At 54.2% G+C, this 21,690-nt stretch carries 19 protein-coding genes and 1 other RNA gene; 6 read left to right on the forward strand and 14 right to left on the reverse strand.

Features of this window, described 5'->3' with window-relative positions:
• Nucleotides 1-313: 313 nt before the first annotated feature.
• The 4 genes from ubiI to C7M51_RS13120 are packed head-to-tail and all read right to left on the reverse strand — an operon-like array spanning nt 314 to nt 4,654.
• Nucleotides 314-1,513, reverse strand: a complete 1,200-nt coding sequence (gene ubiI / locus C7M51_RS13105; protein ID WP_160622193.1) for an FAD-dependent 2-octaprenylphenol hydroxylase — start codon at nt 1,511-1,513, stop codon at nt 314-316.
• Between the two features lie 13 nt (nt 1,514-1,526).
• Nucleotides 1,527-2,705 carry a 2-octaprenyl-6-methoxyphenyl hydroxylase gene (ubiH, locus tag C7M51_RS13110; RefSeq protein ID WP_160622194.1) on the reverse strand — a complete coding sequence of 393 codons (1,179 nt, stop codon included), beginning with the start codon at nt 2,703-2,705 and terminating at the stop codon, nt 1,527-1,529.
• Entirely contained in the window at nt 2,702-4,024 is a 1,323-nt protein-coding gene (gene pepP / locus C7M51_RS13115) for a Xaa-Pro aminopeptidase (protein WP_160622195.1), read from the reverse strand. Before pepP ends, ubiH begins: the two co-directional genes overlap by 4 nt.
• Before the next feature lie 48 nt (nt 4,025-4,072).
• Nucleotides 4,073-4,654 (reverse strand): YecA/YgfB family protein, encoded by a 582-nt coding sequence (locus C7M51_RS13120; protein ID WP_160622196.1) that lies wholly within the window; start codon nt 4,652-4,654, stop codon nt 4,073-4,075.
• 169 nt (nt 4,655-4,823) lie between these two features.
• On the opposite strand from C7M51_RS13120, the gene zapA reads away from it, so the two are divergent.
• The 3 genes from zapA to C7M51_RS13135 all read left to right on the forward strand — a co-directional run bounded on the left by zapA (nt 4,824) and on the right by C7M51_RS13135 (nt 6,093).
• Nucleotides 4,824-5,153, forward strand: coding sequence for a cell division protein ZapA (gene zapA, locus C7M51_RS13125; protein WP_038624303.1), 330 nt, complete (start codon nt 4,824-4,826; stop codon nt 5,151-5,153).
• A 47-nt stretch (nt 5,154-5,200) separates the two neighbouring features.
• Nucleotides 5,201-5,384: non-coding RNA, 6S RNA (gene ssrS, locus C7M51_RS13130), on the forward strand.
• Between the two features lie 115 nt (nt 5,385-5,499).
• Nucleotides 5,500-6,093, forward strand: coding sequence for a 5-formyltetrahydrofolate cyclo-ligase (locus tag C7M51_RS13135; protein WP_160622197.1), 594 nt, complete (start codon nt 5,500-5,502; stop codon nt 6,091-6,093).
• Between the two features lie 54 nt (nt 6,094-6,147).
• Here the strand turns inward: C7M51_RS13135 and serA are convergent, their stop codons facing one another.
• Together serA and rpiA are read right to left on the reverse strand one after the other, a co-directional pair.
• Entirely contained in the window at nt 6,148-7,386 is a 1,239-nt protein-coding gene (gene serA, locus C7M51_RS13140) for a phosphoglycerate dehydrogenase (protein WP_160622198.1), read from the reverse strand.
• Nucleotides 7,387-7,667: 281 nt separating this feature from the next.
• On the reverse strand, nt 7,668-8,327 hold the full coding sequence (rpiA, locus tag C7M51_RS13145; RefSeq protein WP_160622199.1) for a ribose-5-phosphate isomerase RpiA: 660 nt from the start codon (nt 8,325-8,327) through the stop codon (nt 7,668-7,670).
• 189 nt (nt 8,328-8,516) lie between these two features.
• Between rpiA and C7M51_RS13150 the strand changes: the two genes are divergently transcribed.
• The gene (locus tag C7M51_RS13150) at nt 8,517-9,428 is read left to right on the forward strand and encodes a LysR family transcriptional regulator ArgP (protein WP_160622200.1); all 912 of its coding nucleotides are present in this window, start codon (nt 8,517-8,519) and stop codon (nt 9,426-9,428) included.
• Between the two features lie 84 nt (nt 9,429-9,512).
• On the opposite strand, the gene C7M51_RS13155 is transcribed toward C7M51_RS13150, so the two are convergent.
• The 6 genes from C7M51_RS13155 to epd form a co-directional block, all read right to left on the reverse strand.
• Nucleotides 9,513-10,235 (reverse strand): oxidative stress defense protein, encoded by a 723-nt coding sequence (locus C7M51_RS13155; RefSeq protein WP_160622201.1) that lies wholly within the window; start codon nt 10,233-10,235, stop codon nt 9,513-9,515.
• Nucleotides 10,236-10,404: 169 nt separating this feature from the next.
• Nucleotides 10,405-11,028 carry an arginine exporter ArgO gene (argO, locus tag C7M51_RS13160; protein ID WP_160622202.1) on the reverse strand — a complete coding sequence of 208 codons (624 nt, stop codon included), beginning with the start codon at nt 11,026-11,028 and terminating at the stop codon, nt 10,405-10,407.
• Nucleotides 11,029-11,159: 131 nt separating this feature from the next.
• Complete coding sequence (mscS, locus tag C7M51_RS13165; RefSeq protein ID WP_160622203.1) at nt 11,160-12,047, reverse strand: small-conductance mechanosensitive channel MscS; 888 nt, start codon at nt 12,045-12,047, stop codon at nt 11,160-11,162.
• A 184-nt stretch (nt 12,048-12,231) separates the two neighbouring features.
• Nucleotides 12,232-13,311, reverse strand: a complete 1,080-nt coding sequence (gene fbaA, locus C7M51_RS13170; RefSeq protein ID WP_160622204.1) for a class II fructose-bisphosphate aldolase — start codon at nt 13,309-13,311, stop codon at nt 12,232-12,234.
• A 95-nt stretch (nt 13,312-13,406) separates the two neighbouring features.
• Nucleotides 13,407-14,570, reverse strand: a complete 1,164-nt coding sequence (gene pgk, locus C7M51_RS13175; protein WP_160622205.1) for a phosphoglycerate kinase — start codon at nt 14,568-14,570, stop codon at nt 13,407-13,409.
• A gap of 50 nt (nt 14,571-14,620) precedes the next feature.
• Entirely contained in the window at nt 14,621-15,640 is a 1,020-nt protein-coding gene (gene epd, locus C7M51_RS13180; RefSeq protein WP_160622206.1) for an erythrose-4-phosphate dehydrogenase, read from the reverse strand.
• Nucleotides 15,641-16,140: 500 nt separating this feature from the next.
• Here epd and C7M51_RS13185 point away from each other — a divergent pair, with 500 nt between their 5' ends.
• Nucleotides 16,141-16,824: a bactofilin family protein gene (locus C7M51_RS13185; protein ID WP_160622207.1), complete on the forward strand. Its 684-nt coding sequence runs from the start codon at nt 16,141-16,143 to the stop codon at nt 16,822-16,824.
• Between the two features lie 148 nt (nt 16,825-16,972).
• Here C7M51_RS13185 and tkt read toward each other — a convergent pair whose 3' ends face one another.
• Nucleotides 16,973-18,964, reverse strand: coding sequence for a transketolase (gene tkt, locus C7M51_RS13190; protein WP_160622208.1), 1,992 nt, complete (start codon nt 18,962-18,964; stop codon nt 16,973-16,975).
• A gap of 287 nt (nt 18,965-19,251) precedes the next feature.
• Here tkt and loiP point away from each other — a divergent pair, with 287 nt between their 5' ends.
• Nucleotides 19,252-20,004: a metalloprotease LoiP gene (gene loiP / locus C7M51_RS13195; RefSeq protein ID WP_160622209.1), complete on the forward strand. Its 753-nt coding sequence runs from the start codon at nt 19,252-19,254 to the stop codon at nt 20,002-20,004.
• A gap of 39 nt (nt 20,005-20,043) precedes the next feature.
• Here the strand turns inward: loiP and C7M51_RS13200 are convergent, their stop codons facing one another.
• Complete coding sequence (locus tag C7M51_RS13200) at nt 20,044-21,684, reverse strand: thiamine pyrophosphate-binding protein (protein WP_160622210.1); 1,641 nt, start codon at nt 21,682-21,684, stop codon at nt 20,044-20,046.
• Nucleotides 21,685-21,690: the final 6 nt, after the last annotated feature.

Genomic DNA, 21,690 nt, shown 5'->3' on the forward strand with positions numbered 1-21,690 from the left:
TAACGGGGTCAGAGTCAGTAAAAAACCGGCAGGCAGTTTTAAATATACCTGATATGACCCTGTAATAACCTGGACAAACCGGATATATCTTTATCCTAACGCCAGGTCGGGGCTTATAATGTGCCAAAGGTCAGTATCTGGCGCTTCTGATAAACTCAGACTTTTATACTATATACAGGCTATTACGATGAATTTTGCACCTGTGTTATCACGATAAAACCAGACGAAAGAACGAAATTCTCTTTATTTTCCGATAATCATGCTGGATTTGAGCCATTAAAAAAGGGCCTTCCGGCCCTTTAAATAACAGACATTATCTTAGCCATTCAGGTAAATCGTGAAGCCCCATCGCCTGTTTTAACAGACGCGGCTTAACGCCCGGCAAAGTATCGGCTAACCGCAGGCCAACATCGCGCAACAGTTTTTTTGCCGGATTATTGCCGGCAAACAGCTCGCGGAATCCCTGCATCCCAGCCAGCATCATTGCCGCGCTTTGCTTGCGGCTGCGTTCGTAACGACGCAGATAAAGATGCTGACCAATATCTTTACCCTGTTGATGCAGGCGACGGATTTCTCCGGTCAGTTCAGCTGCATCCATAAAGCCCAGGTTTACGCCCTGTCCGGCCAGCGGATGGATGGTATGCGCCGCATCGCCAACCAGCGCCAGCCGATGAGCAGCAAACTGGCGCGCATAGCGTGCCGTCAGTGGAAAGGTCTGCCGTTCACTTTCCACTTCGCACAGGCCAAGACGCATATCAAAGGCAACTGAAAGCTGCTGATTAAATAACGCAGCGGGCATATCGCGCAGACGGGTAGCTTCCTGAGGTGACACGGACCAGACGATAGAACAGAGATGCAGATCGCTGAGCGGCAAAAAAGCCAGAATCCCTTCGCCGTGAAATACCTGACGCGCCACCGCCTGATGTGGCTGGGCGGTGCGGATATTCGCTACCAGCGCGTGATGTTCATAATCCCAAAAGGTTAACGGGATATCCGCTTTGTTACGCAGCCAGGAATGGGCACCGTCTGCGCCAATTAGCAGGCGAGCACTCATCATGCTGCCATCCTGCAAAGTGATAAAGGCTTCGTTATCGCCAAAGGCGACCTGCTGTAGCTCAGCGGGTGCCAGCAAGGTAATATCGCTCAGCTGCTGCGCACGCTGCCACAGCGCCTGATGAATCACCTGATTTTCGATAATGTAACCTAAATGACTGATGCCCTGCGGCTCATCAAATTCAATGCGTCCAAAGCTATCGCGATCCCATACCTCCATACCATGATAGCTACTGGCGCGTAGAGCCAGGATCGACGACCAGACATCAAGATGCTGTAACAGGCGTTCACTGGCTGCGTTGATCGCAGAAACACGCAGGCCATGCGGCTCGCTGGCATTAAAGGCTTTCGGGGCCGATTTTTCCAGCACTGCGACACGCAGCCCACAGCCCTGCAATCCGCAGGCAACGGCCAGCCCGACCATACCGCCGCCAGCGATTACCACGTCATAAGTTTGCATTGAAATCCTCTTTTCAGCGCGCTACCCAGCCCAGCGTTCGCTCCGCCAGGCGGTTACGCAGCCAGGGTAAATTGTCCATTGTCATCAGGCCAAGATTACGTCCAACAACCAGCGGCAGATAGCGATTGGCGAAGATACGCACCAGTCCATCGGTGATGCCGATCGTGGCATTGCGATCCGGCATTCGCCGTTGGTTATAGCGTTGCAGCACGGCAAAGCTGCCGGGATCCTGCTGCTGACGCCAGGCGGATGCCAACGTTTCAGCCAGCGACATCACATCGCGCATACCAAGATTAAAGCCTTGTCCGGCGATAGGATGCAGCGTTTGCGCCGCGTTACCCACCAGCGCCAGCCGGTGCGCCACTGTTTGACTGGCCTTTTGCAGCGTTAAAGGATAGCTGTGACGCTGTCCTACCTGAGTGAAACGCCCCAAACGCCAGCCGAAAGCCTGCTGTAACGCAGCTAAAAACTCCGCATCGCTCCAGGCATCAATACGCGCTTTTTCTTCTGGAGGATGGCACCAGACCAGCGAGCTACGCCCGTCAGACATCGGCAACAGCGCCAGCGGGCCGTTCTGCGTAAACCGCTCGAACGCCCGGCCCTGATGCGCAATTTGCGTGGTAACATTGGCGATAACGGCAAGCTGTTGGTAATCCTCGCTGCGCCACTGAACGCCACAGGCCGCGGCGGTACGTGAACGCGAGCCGTCTGCCGCTACCAGCAGCTGCCCTTCCAGCCGTTCTCCACTGTTCAGGGTAACGCTTACACCATCCTGACGTTGTTCTACCTTGCTAACGCGTTCAGGGCAGCGCAAAGTCACGCCGGGCGCTTTACGCAACAGCTGATACAGGCGGTTGCCCACTTCGTGCAGTTCTACCACATTGCCCAGCGCGCTTACGCCATAGTCGCTGGCATCAATATTAACGAAACCGGCATGACCACGATCGCTAACGTGTACATGCGTAATTGGCGTGGCGCATTGCGCCAGCGCGGGCCACAGATTGATTGCCGTCAACTGCCGACAGGTGCCTTCCGCCAGCGCGATTGCTCGCCCGTCATAACCGGGATGCGCCCGGTCGCCCGGCGCTACCGCCTCAATAACCGTGACCGGCAAGGCACCCTGAGTCAGATGCGAAATCGCCAGCGCCAAAGTTGCGCCAGCCATGCCGCCACCCGCTACGATTACGCTCATGCCTGACGCGCTGCCGCCATCAGCGCTTCGATTGCGTCAGCATCTTTTACCACGCTATCGGTAAGATTCTCGTTGCCCTGCTCGGTGATCAATATGTCATCCTCAATACGAATACCGATACCCCGATATTCCACCGGGACTTTAGCATCCGGCGCGATATACAGGCCTGGCTCAACGGTCAAGACCATGCCCGGCTCAAGGATGCGCCCCCGATCCGGCGTACCGTAGTGCCCGACGTCATGCACGTCCAGCCCCAGCCAGTGGCTCAGGCCATGCATATAAAACTGCCGATGCGCATTCTCCGCAATTAACAGTTCAACCTCGCCCTGCAAAATACCCAGCTTAACGAGGCCGGTGACCATAATCCGCACGACTTCTTCGTTAACGTCACGGATGCTGGTGCCGGGACGAAACAGCTCGAGCGCCTTATAAAGTGAAGCCAGCACGATGTCGTAAATCGCCCGCTGCGGCGCGGTAAATTTACCGTTGACCGGGAAGGTACGGGTGATATCGCCCGCGTAGCCGTCAAGCTCGCAGCCAGCATCGATCAGCACTAAATCGCCGTCGCGCAGTTCGCTCTCGTTTTCGGTGTAGTGAAGAATGCAGCCGTTTTCACCGCCGCCAACGATAGTGTTATAGGAAGGATGCTGCGCGCCGTGGCGGGTAAACTCATGATGGATTTCTCCGGCCAGCTGGTATTCAAACATACCCGGACAGCAGACCTGCATGGCTCGCGTATGCGCCATCGCGCTAACTTTCCCGGCGCGGCGCAGGATCTCCTGCTCTTCCGGCCCTTTGAATAAGCGCATCTCATGTACCCAGGGACGCCAGTCGGTGAGCGTATCCGGTGCCTGAAGATTTTGCCGGAAGCCGCGACGCAGCTTATCCAGCGCACTGAACAGGATACGGTCAGCAAACGCATATTCACCCTGCGCATGATAAACCACAGCCAAACCGTTCAACAGCTGATGTAGCTGCTCATCTAACGCATCCCACGGCAGCGCCCGATCGACGCCCAGCTTTTCAGGGGCCGCTTCCTGACCGAGACGACGCCCAAACCAGGTTTCCGCCTGCTTATCGCGCACGCGGTTAAACAGCACGCTGTGGTTGTGGGTTTCATCGCTCTTAATCAGGATCAGCAGCGCTTCAGGCTCATTAAAGCCGGTGAAGTACCAGAAATCACTGTTCTGGCGGAAAGGGTATTCCGTATCCGCGCTACGCGTCGTCTCTGGCGCAGCGAAAATCAGCGCCGCACTGCCTGAAGCCATACGCGCCAGCAACGCCTGGCGGCGCTGCAAAAAAGTATCCAGCGTTATCATCCGTATCTTCTCCCTGAGTGAGGCCGTTACGCGGCACCAGTAAAACGATCAGTGCAGCGTCGGCTTTTTCACTTCCGGCGCGGTAGGCATTACCGACGGGTTGAATGTTTCGTAGCACAGCAGCGCGGCAACACGAACATACTCAACCACCTCTTCCAGCGACTGCTCCAGCTCTTCCTGATCGTCCTCTTTATCATAGCCAAGCTGGGCGATGGTGCGCAGGTCGTCGATCGCTTCGCCCGCCTCACCCTTCACTTTATCAAGTTTCGGCTGCGTGACGCCCAGCCCCAGCAGGAAATGGTTCACCCAACCGGCCAGCGCATCGGCACGGTCAAAAACACTGCTCTCCTCCTCTTCAGGCAGCATTAGCTGGAACAGAAAGCCTTCTTCTTCCAGCGTATCCTGAATATGCGCATGCAACATCTGTAACGGCTGCGCCAGAGACTGAGAAAAGGCCAGGCCTTCGTTGGTCAGATCGTGTACCAGCGTTTTCCAGCTGTAATCTCTATTGCCACCGCAGACAATGCCGCTGATCAAGCCGTGCATTTCAGCCGGTGTCATTCCCACGCCCTGCTGATTAAGGGCGGATGCCAGCGCCTGATAGCCCGGCTGTGTGTTATCTGTAGACATACGCATTCATCATCGTTGGCGGATTAAGTTCGTGTTATGCTACCACCAGGTGCCTTGAGGTTTCCAGAAAGGGCTTGTTTCTTCATACAAGGGTAGATATAGTGGCGCCCCTTCTGAGCCAGAGCAGGTTCAGAGCGATGCGGGCGCAGTAATCAGTCAGGAAGGTGGCATGTCTGCACAACCGGTAGATATTCAGATTTTTGGACGTTCATTGCGCGTGAATTGTCCGCCTGAACAGCAAGATGCTCTGAACGCAGCTGCAGAAGATCTTAATCAGCGGTTGCAAGATCTGAAAGTTCGCACTAGAGTCACAAATACAGAGCAGCTGGTGTTTATCGCTGCGTTGAATATTTGTCATGAGCTGGCGCAGGAAAAGGTGAAAACCCGCGACTACGCTGCTAACATGGAACAACGCATTCGTATGCTGCAGCAGACTATTGAACAGGCGTTGCTTGAACAAGGTCGCATAACTGAGCGCCAGGGCGCAAAGTTCGAATAAAACTTTACGGCCTGCTGTAATACAAGATACAGTGGCGGTGAAGTACAATTTCTCTGAGATGTTTGCAAGTGGGCCAGTCCCCTGAGCCGATATTTCAAAACCACAGAATGTGGCGCTCCGCAACCTGTGTGCATGCCCGGCCCGTCCGGGAAGCCTGATGGTTACGACGACACATTCACCTTGAACCAAGGGTTCAAGGGTTACAGCCTACGGCGGCATCTCGGAGATTCCTTTCTTTATCCTTAAGTTAATATCTGTTTTCTCAATACCGACCCGGTCGGCGTCTTGAAAACCCTCGCCCCTGGTGTGTTATAGTCGCACCATATCCGCAGGCGCAGGAATCCCCATGGCTTTATCTCAAAGTGATCGTCAGGAAATTCGTAACCATGTGCGCCGGTTACGACGCGGTTTAAGCACCGCTCAGCAAACGCTGGCGGCAGACAGCATTGCTGAACACGCACTGCATATTGAGCCGGTAGATCGGGCGCAGCATATTGCGTTATTTCTCTCCGTTGATGGTGAACTTAATACTCGCCCGCTGATTGCCCGACTCTGGCAGCAGCAAAAGCAGGTCTACCTGCCCGTTTTGCACCCCTTCTCGCCGGGTAATTTAATTTTTGTGCGCTATACGCCGGAAACTATTTTATCACCGAACCGGGTACACATCCCGGAGCCACCGCTGGATGTCAGGCACATTATTCCTCTCGACGAGCTGGACGTGATGTTTGTTCCTCTGGTGGCGTTCGATCGTCACGGGCAACGGCTCGGCATGGGCGGCGGTTTCTACGATCGCACCTTGCAAAACTGGCAGGAGCATCGCTTTTTACCGATTGGCCTGGCGCATGACTGCCAGCGGGTAGAAAAGCTGCCGAGCGCCGAATGGGATATCCCGTTACCGGCTATTCTGACGCCTTCGCACTTCTGGCAGTGGGAAATATAAAACGCCACCCCGCAGGCAGGATGGCGTTGGCAGAATAAAAAACCTTTTCGTCAATCAGTAGAGCAGACGCGCCCGAATCGTGCCCGGAATCGCCTTCATCAACGCCAGCGCCCTGTGCGCCACATCCTTCTCCGCATCAATATCAATGACCACATAACCCATAACCGGCGTGGTTTGCAGATACTGCGCGGCAATGTTGATGCCCTGCTCGGCGAAAATCTGGTTAATTGCCGTCAGCACGCCGGGACGGTTTTCATGGATATGCAGCAGGCGGCTTACCTGTTCGCCATGCATTGGCAGCGACACTTCCGGGAAGTTAACCGCCGACAGCGTAGAGCCGTTATCGGAATATTTCGCCAGTTTTCCAGCCACCTCAATACCGATATTTTCCTGCGCTTCCTGTGTGGAACCGCCGATATGCGGTGTCAGCAGCACGTTATCAAACTCGCAGAGCGGAGAGATAAAAGGATCGCTATTCGTAGCAGGCTCTTCCGGGAAGACGTCAATTGCTGCACCAGCAAGATGTTTGCTGCCCAGCGCCTGGCAGAGCGCCGGAATATCCACTACGGTGCCGCGTGAGGCGTTAATCAGCAGCGATCCGGGTTTCATTAGCGCCAGTTCTTGCGCGCCCATCATATTTTGCGTAGAAGGCGTTTCCGGCACATGCAGGCTGACCACATCGCTCATGTTCAGCAGATCGGAAAGATGCGCTACCTGGGTTGCGTTGCCCAGCGGCAGCTTGTTTTCGATATCATAAAAGAAAACGTGCATTCCGAGGCTTTCCGCCAGCACGCCCAGCTGCATACCAATATGGCCATAGCCGATAATGCCCAGACGTTTGCCACGCGCTTCATAGCTGCCCGCCGCCTGTTTATTCCAGACGCTGCGATGCGCTTTTGCATTCGCTTCAGGTACGCCGCGCATCAGCAGCAGCAGCTCGCCAATGACCAGCTCCGCCACTGAACGGGTATTGGAAAAAGGCGCGTTAAACACCGGTACGCCGCGTTTTGCCGCCGCGTCCAGATCGACCTGGTTGGTGCCGATACAGAAGCAGCCTACAGCCGCCAGTTTCTCTGCCGCAGCAAAAATTTCTTCAGTCAGCTGAGTACGGGATCGAATACCGATAAAATGCGCATCACGGATGGCATCTTTCAGCGCATCGCTGTCGAGCGCGCCTTTATGATATTCAATATTGGTGTAACCTGCCGCGCGCAGATTATCCAGCGCGCTCTGGTGGACGCCCTCCACCAGCAGAAACTTAATTTTGTCTTTCTCCAGTGATACTTTTGCCATTTCCCGACCCTATTTTACGGACTTCAGATGGGGCTGTAATAAGCCAGCCTTCTGCCAAAATAACAAAATCTACGCGAGCGGCAACACAGCCGATTGCCTGCATATCAGCATGGCTGCATGGAGAGTGAGACGGATACAACAGATTATGGTACGAATATAAAGCCAGGCAGTATGATAGCGCGCCGGGGGATCTTTATGTGACATAAGTCACTAAATTACATCCAGCTAAGAAAAGATGATTTTCGCTGAGAAATAACTGGCGCGCTAACGCGCCAGAAAGATCATTTAGTGATGGTTTTTACGCCATCCGCACCGCCAATCAGCGCCACATCCGCGCCGCGCGCGGCAAACAGGCCAACGGTCACCACGCCGGGCAACGCGTTGATGGTGCGCTCCAGCTCGGCAGGGTTAACGATGCTGAGATTATGCACGTCAAGAATAATGTTGCCATTATCGGTAATGACGTTCTGACGATACTCCGGCTGACCGCCCAGTTTCACCAGTTCACGCGCCACGTAAGAACGCGCCATCGGGATCACTTCAACCGGCAGCGGAAAGCGGCCCAGCACATCCACCTGCTTGGAAGCATCGGCGATACAGATAAATTTATCCGCCACTGCTGCGACGATTTTCTCACGCGTCAGCGCCGCGCCGCCGCCTTTAATCATCTGCATCTGCGGGTTAATTTCATCCGCGCCGTCCACATAGACCGCCAGCGAATCCACTTCGTTGAGATCGAAAACGTGGATCCCCAGGCTCTTTAACTTCTGTGTAGAAGCTTCAGAGCTGGAAACCGCGCCCTCAATCTGATGTTTGATGGAGCCGAGCGCATCAATAAAGTGAGCGGCGGTGGAACCCGTTCCCACGCCAACAATGGTGCCCGGCGTGACATAGTCCAGCGCGGCCCAGCCTACTGCTTTTTTCAGTTCATCCTGCGTCATGGTATGTTTAAAACCTGTGCTAGTGGTGTGCGCGTAGTATAAAACAAGCACCTGTGAAAGTGCGCATTCGCTACGTGACGATTAATGGCTTTGCAAAGTGGCCCACAGATTAGCAAGCGCAACATAAGGGGCAACCCGGTAATTTTATGGCATAGTGCCCTGGCATTCCTGGATGAGAGCAACATAACAATGAAAAGACCCGATTATCGAACGCTTCAGGCCCTGGATGCTGTGATCCGTGAACGCGGCTTTGAGCGCGCGGCGCAAAAATTATGTATTACCCAGTCGGCAGTTTCACAACGTATCAAGCAGCTGGAGAATATGTTCGGTCAGCCGCTGCTGGTGCGTACCATACCACCGCGCCCTACCGAGCAGGGACAAAAGCTGCTCGCCCTGCTACATCAGGTAGAATTGCTGGAAGATGAATGGCTTGGCGATGAAAACGGCGGCACCACGCCGCTTCTGCTGTCGCTGGCGGTAAACGCCGATAGCCTGGCAACCTGGCTACTGCCCGCACTGAAAGACGTGCTGGCTGATTCACCGGTTCGTCTGAACTTACAGGTAGAGGATGAAACCCGCACCCAGGAGCGTTTACGCCGGGGCGAGGTGGTTGGCGCGGTGAGTATTCAACCCCAGCCGCTGCCCAGCTGCCTGGTCGATCGGCTCGGCGCGCTGGATTACCTGTTTGTTGGCTCACGGGAGTTCGCCGCGCGTTACTTTCCCAATGGCGTCACCCGTTCCGCGCTGCTGAAAGCGCCTGCGGTGGCGTTCGACCATCTGGACGATATGCACCAGGCATTTCTGCAACAGAATTTCGATCTCTCTCCGGGCAGCGTACCCTGCCATATCGTTAATTCTTCTGAAGCGTTTGTGCAGCTGGCGCGTCAGGGATCGACCTGCTGCATGATCCCACACCTGCAAATTGAGAAGGAGCTTGCCAGCGGCGAGCTGATCGATCTAACGCCCGGCCTTTATCAGCGTCGTATGCTCTACTGGCATCGCTTTGCGCCGGAAAGCCGCCTGATGCGCCGCGTCACCGACGCCCTGCTGGCGCACGGTCATCGCGTGCTGCGTCAGGAAGAAGAAACGCTTCCAGACTGAATCTACGCCAGTAAAAAAGGCGACTTACGTCGCCTGAAATTTTGAAAGCGCGAGAACCTAATATTGCCGCACCGGGCTATTCGATCAGTTGCGCTGTAGTTCAAACACCACATCAACCTGATCGTCGAAGTGAATGCTCTGCTGTTCATAGGTCTGCGCGGCTGAAGCCATCGGTGCAGCGTCCGCCGCCTTGTACATACGCGCCATCGGCATCGGCTGATAGTTGGCAACGTGGTAACGCACGCTGTAAACCGGCCCCAGCTTAGCGTTAAATCCCTGCGCCAACGCTGCCGCCTGTTGGGTAGCGTTTTCAATCGCCGCCTGACGCGCTTTTGCCTTATAGTCGTCAGGATTAGCTACGCCCAGTTCAACGGAGCGGATTTCATTCAGGCCCGATTTCAGTGCACCGTCCAGCAGATCGTTCAGCTTATCGAGCTGACGCAGCGTGACCTGTACCTGGCGTACCGCACGGTATCCCTTCAGTACCGCCTTCCCTTCTTTGGTGTAATCATATTCCGGCTGGGTGCGCAGATTGGCCGCATCGATATCTTTTTTCTCAATCCCGTTTTTATTCAGGAAATCGAAATATTGCGCGACGCGCGTATCCGCCTGTTTTTTCGCTTCAGCGGCATCTTTTGAAGAAACGTTAACTTCAATTGCCAGCGTGGCAATATCGGGGCGCGCGTCAACGCTGGCCTGACCGGAAGTCACAATGTGCGGCCCGTTAGGCAGCTCATCAGCCTGCGCCATTAAGGGAGCAGAACCTAAACCCATCATTGCGGCCAGAGCCAGTGCTTTCAATTTCACGGAGGATCCTCCTTGGAGACAAAACCAATAAACGGGGCGTCGTATAAACCGCTGCCCTGACAATAATGTCAGCCTGACATAAGTTCACGCCCGATAACATGCGTGTTGCTCTGAGTTTTTATTCTGGCAAAAGTTTCCTTTTTTGCCGCCCCGTTTACGTTCTGTTGCCTTAATGGAAGCCGGAGATAGCCTGTAAAGCCAGCTTCAGCGCGATGCCCCACATCACCAGACCAACCAACAGATTAATCACGCGCTGCGCGCCCACGGTGCTTAGCCGGGGTGACAGCCAGGCAGCCAGCAGCGCCAGGCTAAAGAACCAAAACACAGAGGCGCTGACGGTGCCCAGCGCAAACCAGCGGCGCGCCTCCTGCGGGAGCTGGCCTCCCAGACTACCCAGCACGACAAAGGTATCCAGATAAACGTGCGGATTAAGCCAGGTAACGGCTATCAGCGTGGCAAGAATACGCCAGCGGCTTTGCTGTTTAATCTCGGCGCTGGCCAGTTCAACATTGGCGCTAAACGCAGCCCGTAGCGCTCCCCAGCCATACCAGAGCAGGAAAGCAACGCCTCCCCAGGTCACCAGGTTTAACAGTAGCGGAGACTGATTAAGCAGCGCGCTGCCGCCGAACACGCCAGCGCAGATCAAAATAATATCGCTAAGCGTACAAATAGCAGCGGCCATCATATGGTACTGGCGGCGGATTCCCTGATTCAGTACGAAAGCATTCTGCGGGCCCAACGGCAGTATCAGTGCAATACCTAAAGCAAGTCCCTGAAAATAAACGGACAGCATTAAAATTCTCTCCCCCAAAGATAATGGTGGAGAAGTGTATAGCGGCAGCCAGGCGGGGTGAAATGGAAAGAATTAATGGATCATCAGCGGCGCTAATGAAGAAGGGCGAGGTTTCCCCCGCCCGCTTACGCTTATTCAGCTCTGACCGGTACGTTTCCGGTCGGTGCCGCCTCTGCATCAGCCTGATGCAGATGGACATCCATCTGCGGATAAGGAATACCGATGCCGTGCGCGTCCAGCGTGCGCTTAAAGTTTTTCATCAGATCCCAGTATACATCCTGCAGATCGCTGCTGTTGCTCCAGCAGCGCACGATAAAGTTAAGCGATGATGCCGCCAGTTCGTTCAGGCCGATCTGTACGCCGCGATCCTGTAACACACGCGCATCGGCATCCACAACTTCACGCAGCAGGGCGATTACCTGATCCACATCGGCGTCGTAGGCAACGCCAATGACAAACTCATTACGACGCACCGGCTCACGCGAGAAGTTAACAATGTTGCCTGCGATAATCTTACCGTTCGGCACCACAACGATTTTGCCGTCGCCGGTACGTAACGTGGTAGAGAAGATCTGTACATGCAGTACCGTTCCCATTACGCCGCCAAGATCGACGAACTCACCGGTACGGAACGGGCGAAAGGTGACCAACAGCACGCCTGCTGCCAGGTTAGAGAGCGAGCCCTGCAACGCAAGGCCAACGGCGAGGCCTGCGGCACCCAGTACCGCAATAACCGAGGCGGTCTGAACCCCAACCCGTCCCAGTGCGGCAATCAGCGTAAAGGCGATAATGCCGTAGCGTACCAGCGCCGAAAGAAAATCAGCCACGGTGGCGTCGATATGTCGCGCCTGTAGCAGGCGGTTGATGCCGTTGGCGATCACGCGCGCAATAATCATCCCGACAATAATGATGGCAATGGCGGCGACAATATTGACCGCATAGCTGAGCAGCAACGCCTGGTTATGCACCAGCCACCCACCCGCGCTATTAATACCGTTAACCACATTCAAATCTTCCATTTATCCACCCTGTTGTTGGTTCCCCAATAAAGTAAGCCAAACCGCCAGTGCGAACTGACGAACCATTAACAAAGGGTAAACAATGTTTTCGCGCTTCGCCAAAGAAGCGGTGATAAAGATTACATTTTCAACCAAATTGACATAAAAAAAGGCCCCGCAGGGCCTTTTTTGTACAGCGTGCTGATTACAGCGTGTTGATGTTGTTCAGCTCTTTGAACGCCTGTTCTAAGCGCGTTACCATAGAGGACTGAGCAGCACGCAGCCAGACGCGCGGATCGTAGAATTTCTTGTTCGGCTTATCGTCGCCTTCCGGGTTACCCAGCTGTGCCTGCAGGTAGCCTTCGTTCTTTTTGTAATACTGCAGAATACCGTCCCAGGTCGCCCATTGGGTGTCGGTATCGATATTCATTTTGATTACGCCGTATTCGATAGACTCTTTGATCTCTTCGGCAGAAGAACCGGAACCGCCGTGGAACACGAAGTTCAGGGCGTTGTGCGGCAGGTTGTGTTTCTGGCAAACATATTCCTGAGAGTTTTTCAGGATTTTCGGCGTCAGAACCACGTTGCCCGGTTTGTAAACACCGTGCACGTTACCGAAGGAAGCGGCAATGGTGAAACGATGGCTGACTTCGCTCAGTTTGGTGTAAGCGTAATCAACGTCTTCCGGCTGGGTGTAAAGCGCAGAGCTGTCAAGATGGGAGTTATCCACGCCATCTTCTTCGCCACCGGTTACGCCCAGTTCGATTTCCAGCGTCATGCCCATTTTCGCCATGCGCGCCAGGTATTTGCTGCTGATTTCGATGTTTTCTTCCAGAGACTCTTCAGAAAGGTCAATCATGTGGGAAGAGAACAGCGGTTTGCCAGTCTGAGCGAAGTGTTTTTCACCCGCGTCCAGCAGGCCGTCGATCCACGGCAGCAGTTTTTTCGCGCAGTGGTCGGTGTGCAGGATAACCGGCACGCCATATTTTTCAGCCATCAGATGTACATGATGCGCACCAGCGATGGCACCGGCGATAGCGGCAGCCTGCGGCTCATCAGATTTAAAACCTTTACCGGCAATAAACGCGGCACCGCCGTTAGAGAACTGAACGATAACCGGCGCTTTAACTTTAGCGGCCGCTTCCAGTACAGCATTAATGGAATCGGTGCCCACGCAGTTAACTGCTGGCAGCGCGAATTTGTTTTCTTTCGCTACCTGGAACACTTTCTGTACGTCATCACCGGTGACAACGCCTGGTTTTACGAAATCAAAAATTTTAGACATCTGTTTTGTCCTGTTTCGTCGGCCGTGTTACGGATTCTCGCCCATATCGTAAGCTGGGCAAACGTTCTGGCAGGGCTTGCGCCCCGCCTTAAAACTTACTGTTTAGCGCGCTCTTCCAGCATAGCAACTGCCGGCAGTTTTTTGCCTTCGACGAATTCCAGGAATGCGCCGCCGCCGGTAGAGATATAAGAAATTTTATCTTCAATGCCGAACAGATCGATCGCTGCCAGCGTATCGCCGCCGCCTGCTACAGAGAACGCTTCGCTATCAGCGATGGCGTTAGCGATGATTTCGGTGCCTTTACGGAAGTTCGGGAACTCGAACACGCCTACCGGGCCGTTCCACAGGATGGTTTTCGCTTCTTTCAGCAATTTCGCCATCGCCTGCGCCGTTTCGTCACCGAAGTCCATAATCTCTTCGTTATCGGCGACTTCGTTAACCTTTTTCACCGTAGCGACAGCAGTTTCAGAAAATTCCGTGCCAACGCGGGAGTCGGTCGGTACCGGAATACCAAACTGATCGCGCAGACCTTTCGCTGCTTCAACGAAGTCAGGTTCGTAAAGAGATTTACCTACGTTGTTGTCGATAGCAACGAAGGTGTTAGCGATACCGCCACCAACGATTACGGTGTCAGCAATTTTCACCAGTGAGTTAAGCACGTCGAACTTGGTGGAAACTTTAGAACCGCCAACGACCGCCACCAGCGGGCGAGCCGGGTTGTTCATTACTTTACCCAGCGCTTCCAGCTCGGCGGAAAGCAGCGGACCAGCACAGGCGATCGGGGCAAATTTACCCACGCCGTGAGTAGAAGCCTGCGCACGGTGTGCGGTGCCGAAGGCGTCCATCACAAAGACATCACACAGTGCAGCATATTTTTTAGAGAGGGTTTCGTCGTCTTTCTTTTCGCCCTTGTTGAAACGGACATTTTCCAGCACAACCAGTTCGCCAGCGCCCACTTCCACGCCGTCGAGATAATCTTTCGCCAGCGTTACGCTGGTGCCATTCAGTTTTTCTTTCAGGTAATTAACTACCGGCAGCAGCGAAAATTCTTCGTTATATTCGCCTTCGGTCGGACGTCCCAGGTGTGACGTCACCATCACTTTAGCACCCTGTTTCAGGGCAGCTTCGATGGTCGGCAGTGAAGCGCGGATACGCGCATCTGACGTCACTTTCCCTTCTTTTACCGGCACGTTGAGATCGGCGCGGATCAGAACGCGTTTACCAGCAAGATCCAGATCGGTCATCTTAATTACAGACATGGTGAACCCTCTCGTTGATTCTCATAAGTTTTGTCAGACGCATCCGCGTCTTACCTGAAACCGCATGCGGCCATCGCCAGGGATGTATCAAGCATCCGGTTAGCGAAGCCCCACTCGTTGTCACACCAGACTAAAGTCTTAATCAGGTGGTGACCGCTGACCCGCGTTTGCGTGCCGTCCACTATGGCACTATGCGGATCGTGATTAAAATCGATCGAGACTAACGGTATTTCCGTATAGTCAACTATACCACTAAAAGCCCCTACTGAGGCATTTTGCAGCACGGCGTTCACCTCACTGGCCGTTACTGCTGCACGCACGCTGACGCTCAAATCCATCGCCGTCACGTTAATCGTTGGCACGCGTACGGCGATCGCTTCGAAGCGATCGGCAAACTGCGGCAGAATACGTCCAATGCCCGCTGACAGCCGCGTATCTACTGGAATAATAGACTGGCTGGCGGCGCGCGTACGGCGCAGATCGCTGTGATAAGCGTCAATAACCTGCTGATCGTGCATCGCGGAGTGGATGGTGGTAATGGCACCGGATTCAATGCCAAACGCGTCATCCAGCAGCTTGATAATCGGAATAATACAGTTTGTGGTGCAGGAGGCGTTGGAAACAATGCGATCGGTCTGCTTAAGCGCTCTCTCGTTCACACCGAAGACGATGGTTGCATCAAGATCGCTGCCGCCAGGATGAGAAAACAGCACTTTTTTCGCTCCCGCCTGTAGGTGCGCTTCGCCATCTGCCCGATTACCCCACAGGCCGGTACAGTCGAGCACCACGTCGACATTTAGCTCCCGCCACGGCAAATCGGCGATATTTTTCTGATGCAGCAAACGAATTGTATCTTCGCCCACCCACATCAGATCGCGCTCCTGACGCACCTCCCAGGCAAAACGACCGTGGCTGGTGTCATATTTCAACAAGTGTGCCATACCAGCGGACTCCGCCAGCTCGTTAATGGCGACGACGTTCATTTCTGCCCGACGCCCGGTTTCATACAGCGCACGCAATACGCTGCGTCCAATGCGTCCAAAGCCGTTAATCGCTACGCGAAGGGCCATAATTCTCCTGCGTCACAACCTGATAAAAACGTGCCAATAGCCTGAGCCAGCCGCTTCGATTTGTACAGAGGAAAAAATCTGTGATTGCGCTGTACAAGTGAAGAGGTAATCGTTTTACTGAAACGCTTCAGCCAGAATATTCGTTACAAGGAATAATTAAAATGACAGCGATCAACCCTTAAAACAAAATTCTGACATAGATCACAATTTTGCATAAAATTTGGTACTGTCGGCACAGTTGCAGACTTCCGTCATAGTAAGGTAATTTGCCTTTATGGTTTCTTTTTATCTTTAGTCCGCAGCGTAGGATGAAAAACGCTGCACTATTTCGCAGGTAACGCGGGACTATCTGGTAAAACCGGGCACCCGAAACCTGAGAGCGAAGGTTATCTGTAGGTAAAAGAGAAACACCTGGACGGCTTGGTATTGACCTTTCCTGGTTCTTTTAAAAGGACGTTATGAACTATAACCTGCTTTGGGGCATCTGGTTGTCCTGGGCTGTGGCGCTGCTGGCCTATTGCCTTGAATGGGCAAATGCGTGGGAGCTATTAACCTGGCTGGTAATAATAGCGCTAACGGTTATTGCCTTTTTCATTACTTTATTTTTTATTCGCACTCTGAAATCAGACAAAGGACTGACTATGTTTAAACGAAAAGATAATTTCCCGGAAAATAATTATGAACCTGAAAAACCGGAAAGCATTATTTATCCGGAACCACCGCCAGCCCCTACGAATAAAGAGTCGGTGTCAGCAGCAATAGTGGTTGATCGCGAGGCCACCATAATACCTTCGAGCTGTCATATTAACGGTGAAATTAAAGCCTCCGGCGATATGAAAATTAATGGCTCTATCGACGGTAAGATTATGGCGGAAAAAACGGTATACGTACTGGGACAAGGTACCGTAGAGGGCGAAATCTATGCCGCTAAAGTGGTCGTAGACGGCAAGGTTAAAGGTCTGTGCGCCAGCGCCATTGTAGAAATTAATGCTAATGGCCTGATGGATGGCACAATTGAAAGTGACGATCTTTCAATTAATAAAAACGGTCGCTTTTATGGGGTATCAAAACCGGGAGGGGCTAAAAAAGAGATGTCGGAGAATAAAAGCGCTAACAAAGAGAGCGGCGTAGAAAAATTAACCATGATTCAGCAGGTGTTAGATAACGTGCAGGAAAAATTATAATTCTGAGTAATTAGCTATCCCGCCAGGATATTAATTCACATCGTATTAGTTAATAAATACGCTGATGATGGTGCCTGCCATAAATAACAGGCAGGACGCCATTAACGGATCAGGGATTCGTCGGTAGCCCCGACGAATCCCATGCCATTTACAGAATAGCTTTCGCTTTAGCTACCACGTTATCCACGGTAAAACCAAACTGTTTAAACAACTGATCGGCAGGTGCTGATTCACCAAAGGTAGTCATGCCGATAATCGCACCGTTCAGGCCGGTATATTTGTACCAGTAATCGGCAATACCCGCCTCGATTGCTACGCGCGCGCTGACCGCTTTCGGCAGCACCGCTTCACGGTAAGCTTCATCCTGTTTGTCAAACACATCGGTTGACGGCATGGAAACCACGCGAACGCGATAGCCTTCCGCACTCAGGCGTTCGCAGGCGGCTACCGCCAGCTCAACTTCAGAGCCGGTAGCGATCAGGATCAGCTGCGGCTGGCCTGCACAATCTTTCAGCACGTAGGCGCCGCGTGCGACGTTTGCTAACTGCTCTGCGGTACGCGGCTGCTGTTCAAGATTCTGACGGGAGAAGATCAGGGCAGTCGGGCCATCTTTACGCTCAATAGCGTATTTCCAGGCAACGGCTGACTCAACCTGATCGCACGGACGCCAGGTGCTCATGTTCGGCGTAACGCGCAGGCTGGCCATTTGCTCAACGGGCTGATGCGTTGGGCCATCTTCACCCAGGCCGATAGAGTCATGGGTATAGACCATGACCTGGCGCACTTTCATCAGCGCCGCCATACGCACCGCGTTACGCGCATATTCTACAAACATCAGGAAGGTTGCGGTGTAAGGCAGGAAACCGCCGTGCAGCGCGATACCGTTGGCGATAGCGGTCATACCGAATTCGCGTACGCCGTAGTGAATGTAGTTACCTGCTGCGTCCTGATTGATACCTTTTGAACCGGACCACATGGTCAGGTTGCTCGGTGCCAGATCGGCGGAACCGCCGAGGTATTCCGGCAGCAGCTTGCCAAAGGCTTCGATAGCGTTCTGCGACGCTTTGCGGCTGGCAATTTTTTGCGGGTTAGCCTGTAACTGTTCGATAAATTTCTGTGACTCTTCCTGCCAGTTTGCCGGCAGTTCATTGCTCATGCGGCGGGTGAATTCAGCCGCCAGCTCCGGGAAAGCCTGAGCATATGCGTTAAATTTCTCCTGCCATGCAGCTTCTTTTACCTTACCCGCTTCTTTCGCATCCCACTCGGCGTAAATTTCCTGCGGAATAACGAACGGCGCATATTCCCAGCCCAGCTGTTTGCGGGTCAGAGCCACTTCATCTTCACCCAGCGGTGCGCCGTGTGAATCGTGCGTACCGGCCTTATTCGGTGAGCCAAAGCCGATAACCGTTTTGCACATCAGCAGAGAAGGCTTATCGGTGACCGCTTTCGCTTCTTCAATCGCTTTCTTAATGGCCTGCGCATCGTGACCGTCTACGCCGCGCACCACGTGCCAGCCGTAGGCTTCAAAGCGCGCGCCGGTATCATCGCTGAACCACTCTTCTACATGACCATCAATGGAGATGCCGTTGTCATCGTAAAACGCCATCAGCTTGCCAAGCTTCAGCGTACCGGCGAGCGAGCACACTTCATGAGAGATGCCTTCCATCATGCAGCCGTCGCCCATAAAGACATAAGTATGGTGATCGACGATGTCATGACCCGGACGGTTAAACTGCGCGGCCAGCGTACGCTCAGCAATCGCCATACCTACCGCATTAGCAATACCCTGCCCCAGCGGGCCGGTAGTGGTTTCCACGCCCGCGGTATAGCCATATTCCGGGTGGCCCGGCGTTTTGGAGTGCAGCTGACGGAAGTTTTGCAGTTCGGACATTGGCAGATCGTAGCCGGTGAGGTGCAGCAGGCTATAGATCAGCATAGAACCGTGGCCGTTGGAGAGGACGAAGCGATCGCGATCGGCCCACAGAGGGTTGGACGGATTATGGTTCATATAATCACGCCACAGTACTTCAGCGATATCCGCCATACCCATTGGAGCGCCCGGATGACCAGATTTCGCTTTCTGCACAGCATCCATACTCAAAGCGCGAATAGCGTTGGCAAGCTCTTTACGAGAAGACATGTTTTACTCCAGGTCGGATTATGATGCTTCGCCGTCCTTAACCTATTGTAATGAATGAGTTATCAGGCAAAGCCAAAGGAAAGTCGCCGAACAATGTACATGAAAAGCGGGGTAAAAGTACATGGTGTAAACAGCAAAATATCGGCGGATAACGGGGCATTATCCCTTGTCCTCTGGGCTTTATTTACCGAAAGCGTTATAAAGGGTGCGACTGAAAAAATCGCCTCGTGTATTTTTATCAGACGTCTGTTTTTACTGCCCTGTTACTGTTAAAGGATAAGAAAGGAATGAAAATCCGAGCTTGTTTTGTCGCGCTTTCCGTCGCGACGTTACTTTCCGGCTGCCAGAATTTTGACAGCGCAGCGCTGATGCAGTCTGGCGCACAGGCTTTCCAGGCCGCAACGCTAAGCGATGAACAGGTAAAAGCCCTGAGCGAGCAATCCTGTCAGAAAATGGATAGCGAAGCGCAGATCGCCCAGGCCGGTAGCAAATATCAGCAGCGCCTGGATAAAATCGCCGCGGCGCTGGGCAACAACATCAACGGCACGCCAGCCAACTACAAGGTTTACGTCACTAAAGATGTTAACGCCTGGGCGATGGCGAACGGCTGCATCCGCGTTTACAGCGGCCTGATGGATATGATGAGCGATAATGAAGTTGAAGCGGTGCTGGGCCATGAAATGGGCCACGTCGCGCTGGGCCACTCGCGTAAGGCGATGCAGCTGGCTTACGCCACTACCGCTGCACGCACCGCTGCGGCCTCAGCGGGCGGTATTGCCGCAACGTTATCGCAGTCCCAGCTGGGCGATCTCGGCGAAAAGCTGATCAACGCACAGTTCTCTCAGACACAAGAGTCACAGGCGGATGACTATTCATACGATCTGCTGAAAAAACGCAACATCGATCCGAACGGTCTGGTCACCAGCTTCGAAAAGCTGGCAAAGCTGGAAGGCAGCCAACAGAGCAGCATGTTTGATTCGCACCCGTCATCAGAATCACGTGCCGAACACATTAAAGCGCGCATTGCCGCCGATAAATAAACTTACCGGGAGGCTACGCGCCTCCCTGCTTTTTGCGCATCAGTACAGCGTTTTTTGCGGCGGCCCGGCAAAACGCAACGCGCCGATCTTATCCATACGGATTTCCACTACCGATGGCCCGGATGTCGCCAGAGCCTCGGTCATCACCGCCTGAAACGCTGCCGCTTCCTCTACCCGCCACGCCTGTAGACCCACCGCTTGTGCCAGCTGGGTAAAATCGGGCGTATGCAGTTCGTTATAATACTGTCGGCCACCAAAATATTTATCCTGGATGCCGCGCATCACACCATAGCCGCCATCATTCATCACCAGCAGCGTCACGTTAGCCTGCTCCTGCGCCAGCGTCGCCAGCTCGCCGAGGTTAAGGCTCAGGCCACCATCGCCCACCAGTCCTACCACCTTCCGCTGCGGGTTAGCAACGGCGGTGCCGATAGCCATCGGCAGCCCCATGCCAATCGCTCCCGCCAGCGAATGAATATTCAACAGCGGGCCGCTGGCACGGAACAAGCGGCTACCCCACAGGCTGCCCGACACGGTAATATCACGCACCAGAATGCCATCCGCCGGTAGCGCCCGATCGATGGCATCGCTAAGCTGCGCGTAGACGCCACACTGTTCGCGCAGCCCCTGCTCCGCCTGCACCACCGCCTGCTGCACCTGAGCATCCCAGCGCGTATCGCCCCATTCTCGCCCCTGCACTTTTTCCGCCAGCGCGCCCAACAGCACCGCACAATCGGCAATCAGCGTTTCGTCCATCAAATAGTTGCGGCTCGCCGCCGCCGCATCGATATCAATCTGAATACGCGGCGTCGGTAACCCCAATGTCCAGGAACGGGTTTCGTTGCTGCGCAGGCGCGATCCCGCCACCAGCGTCAGATCGCAACGGGCGATCAGCGCCTCTGTCGAGGGGGAGTTATGAAAGGCTCGCAGGCTGGCGGGATGCGTATCCGGCAGAATACCGCGTCCGTGGGTGCTGGAGATCACCGTCATCCCCGCATCAGCCAGCTTCTTCACCGCGTCTGCTGCCTTCAGCGCACCGCCACCCAGCCACAACAGCGGCTGCTTTGCCGCTTTTAGCTGACGCCACAGCGCGTCCACCTTCGCCGCATCCGGCGTCATACCCGACAGCGGCGCTACCGGTGTGGTAACCAGCGCGGCTGGAATCAGGCTGCTCTGAATATCGATCGGGATCTCAACGGAAACCGGGCCGCAGGGCGGCGTCTGCGCCTCCTGAATCGCTTTATGCAGGATCGCTACCGCCTGGTTGGCGCTGCTGACGCGCCAGGCGCGTTTCGAGGCAGCCTTCAGAAAGCTCAGCTGATCGCGGGTTTCATGGATAAAGCCGGTATCAGCATCCAGCCAGGCTTTTTCCACTTGGCCGGTCAAATGCAGCAGCGGCGTGCTTGCGTTCATCGCCTCCACCAGCGCGCCCACCGCGTTACCCGCTCCGGCACCGGTGCTGGTCAGCGCCACGCCGAGGCCGGAAAAACGCCCATGCGCGTCTGCCATTGTCACCGCGCCCGCCTCGCCGCGAGCCGGAACAAAGCGGATCTGTTCGCGCTGGCCGATGGCATCAGCGATCGGCAGGTTGTGGATAGAAATCACGCCATACAGGGCACCAACCTGATACTGCTCAAGGGTTCTGGCGATGGCTTCGCCCACGGTAATCATCTCGCTCATTGCACA

The sequence above is a fragment of the Mixta intestinalis genome (assembly GCF_009914055.1).
Classification (GTDB): Bacteria; Pseudomonadota; Gammaproteobacteria; order Enterobacterales; family Enterobacteriaceae; genus Mixta; species Mixta intestinalis.

What these genes read in the sequence shown, in the direction of transcription:
- ubiI (WP_160622193.1), bottom strand. Translation starts at nt 1,513, where the DNA reads ATGCAAACTTATGACGTGGTAATCGCTGGCGGCGGTATGGTCGGGCTG.
- ubiH (WP_160622194.1), bottom strand. Translation starts at nt 2,705, where the DNA reads ATGAGCGTAATCGTAGCGGGTGGCGGCATGGCTGGCGCAACTTTGGCG.
- pepP (WP_160622195.1), bottom strand. Translation starts at nt 4,024, where the DNA reads ATGATAACGCTGGATACTTTTTTGCAGCGCCGCCAGGCGTTGCTGGCG.
- C7M51_RS13120 (WP_160622196.1), bottom strand. Translation starts at nt 4,654, where the DNA reads ATGTCTACAGATAACACACAGCCGGGCTATCAGGCGCTGGCATCCGCC.
- zapA (WP_038624303.1), top strand. Translation starts at nt 4,824, where the DNA reads ATGTCTGCACAACCGGTAGATATTCAGATTTTTGGACGTTCATTGCGC.
- C7M51_RS13135 (WP_160622197.1), top strand. Translation starts at nt 5,500, where the DNA reads ATGGCTTTATCTCAAAGTGATCGTCAGGAAATTCGTAACCATGTGCGC.
- serA (WP_160622198.1), bottom strand. Translation starts at nt 7,386, where the DNA reads ATGGCAAAAGTATCACTGGAGAAAGACAAAATTAAGTTTCTGCTGGTG.
- rpiA (WP_160622199.1), bottom strand. Translation starts at nt 8,327, where the DNA reads ATGACGCAGGATGAACTGAAAAAAGCAGTAGGCTGGGCCGCGCTGGAC.
- C7M51_RS13150 (WP_160622200.1), top strand. Translation starts at nt 8,517, where the DNA reads ATGAAAAGACCCGATTATCGAACGCTTCAGGCCCTGGATGCTGTGATC.
- argO (WP_160622202.1), bottom strand. Translation starts at nt 11,028, where the DNA reads ATGCTGTCCGTTTATTTTCAGGGACTTGCTTTAGGTATTGCACTGATA.
- mscS (WP_160622203.1), bottom strand. Translation starts at nt 12,047, where the DNA reads ATGGAAGATTTGAATGTGGTTAACGGTATTAATAGCGCGGGTGGGTGG.
- fbaA (WP_160622204.1), bottom strand. Translation starts at nt 13,311, where the DNA reads ATGTCTAAAATTTTTGATTTCGTAAAACCAGGCGTTGTCACCGGTGAT.
- pgk (WP_160622205.1), bottom strand. Translation starts at nt 14,570, where the DNA reads ATGTCTGTAATTAAGATGACCGATCTGGATCTTGCTGGTAAACGCGTT.
- epd (WP_160622206.1), bottom strand. Translation starts at nt 15,640, where the DNA reads ATGGCCCTTCGCGTAGCGATTAACGGCTTTGGACGCATTGGACGCAGC.
- tkt (WP_160622208.1), bottom strand. Translation starts at nt 18,964, where the DNA reads ATGTCTTCTCGTAAAGAGCTTGCCAACGCTATTCGCGCTTTGAGTATG.
- loiP (WP_160622209.1), top strand. Translation starts at nt 19,252, where the DNA reads ATGAAAATCCGAGCTTGTTTTGTCGCGCTTTCCGTCGCGACGTTACTT.
- C7M51_RS13200 (WP_160622210.1), bottom strand. Translation starts at nt 21,684, where the DNA reads ATGAGCGAGATGATTACCGTGGGCGAAGCCATCGCCAGAACCCTTGAG.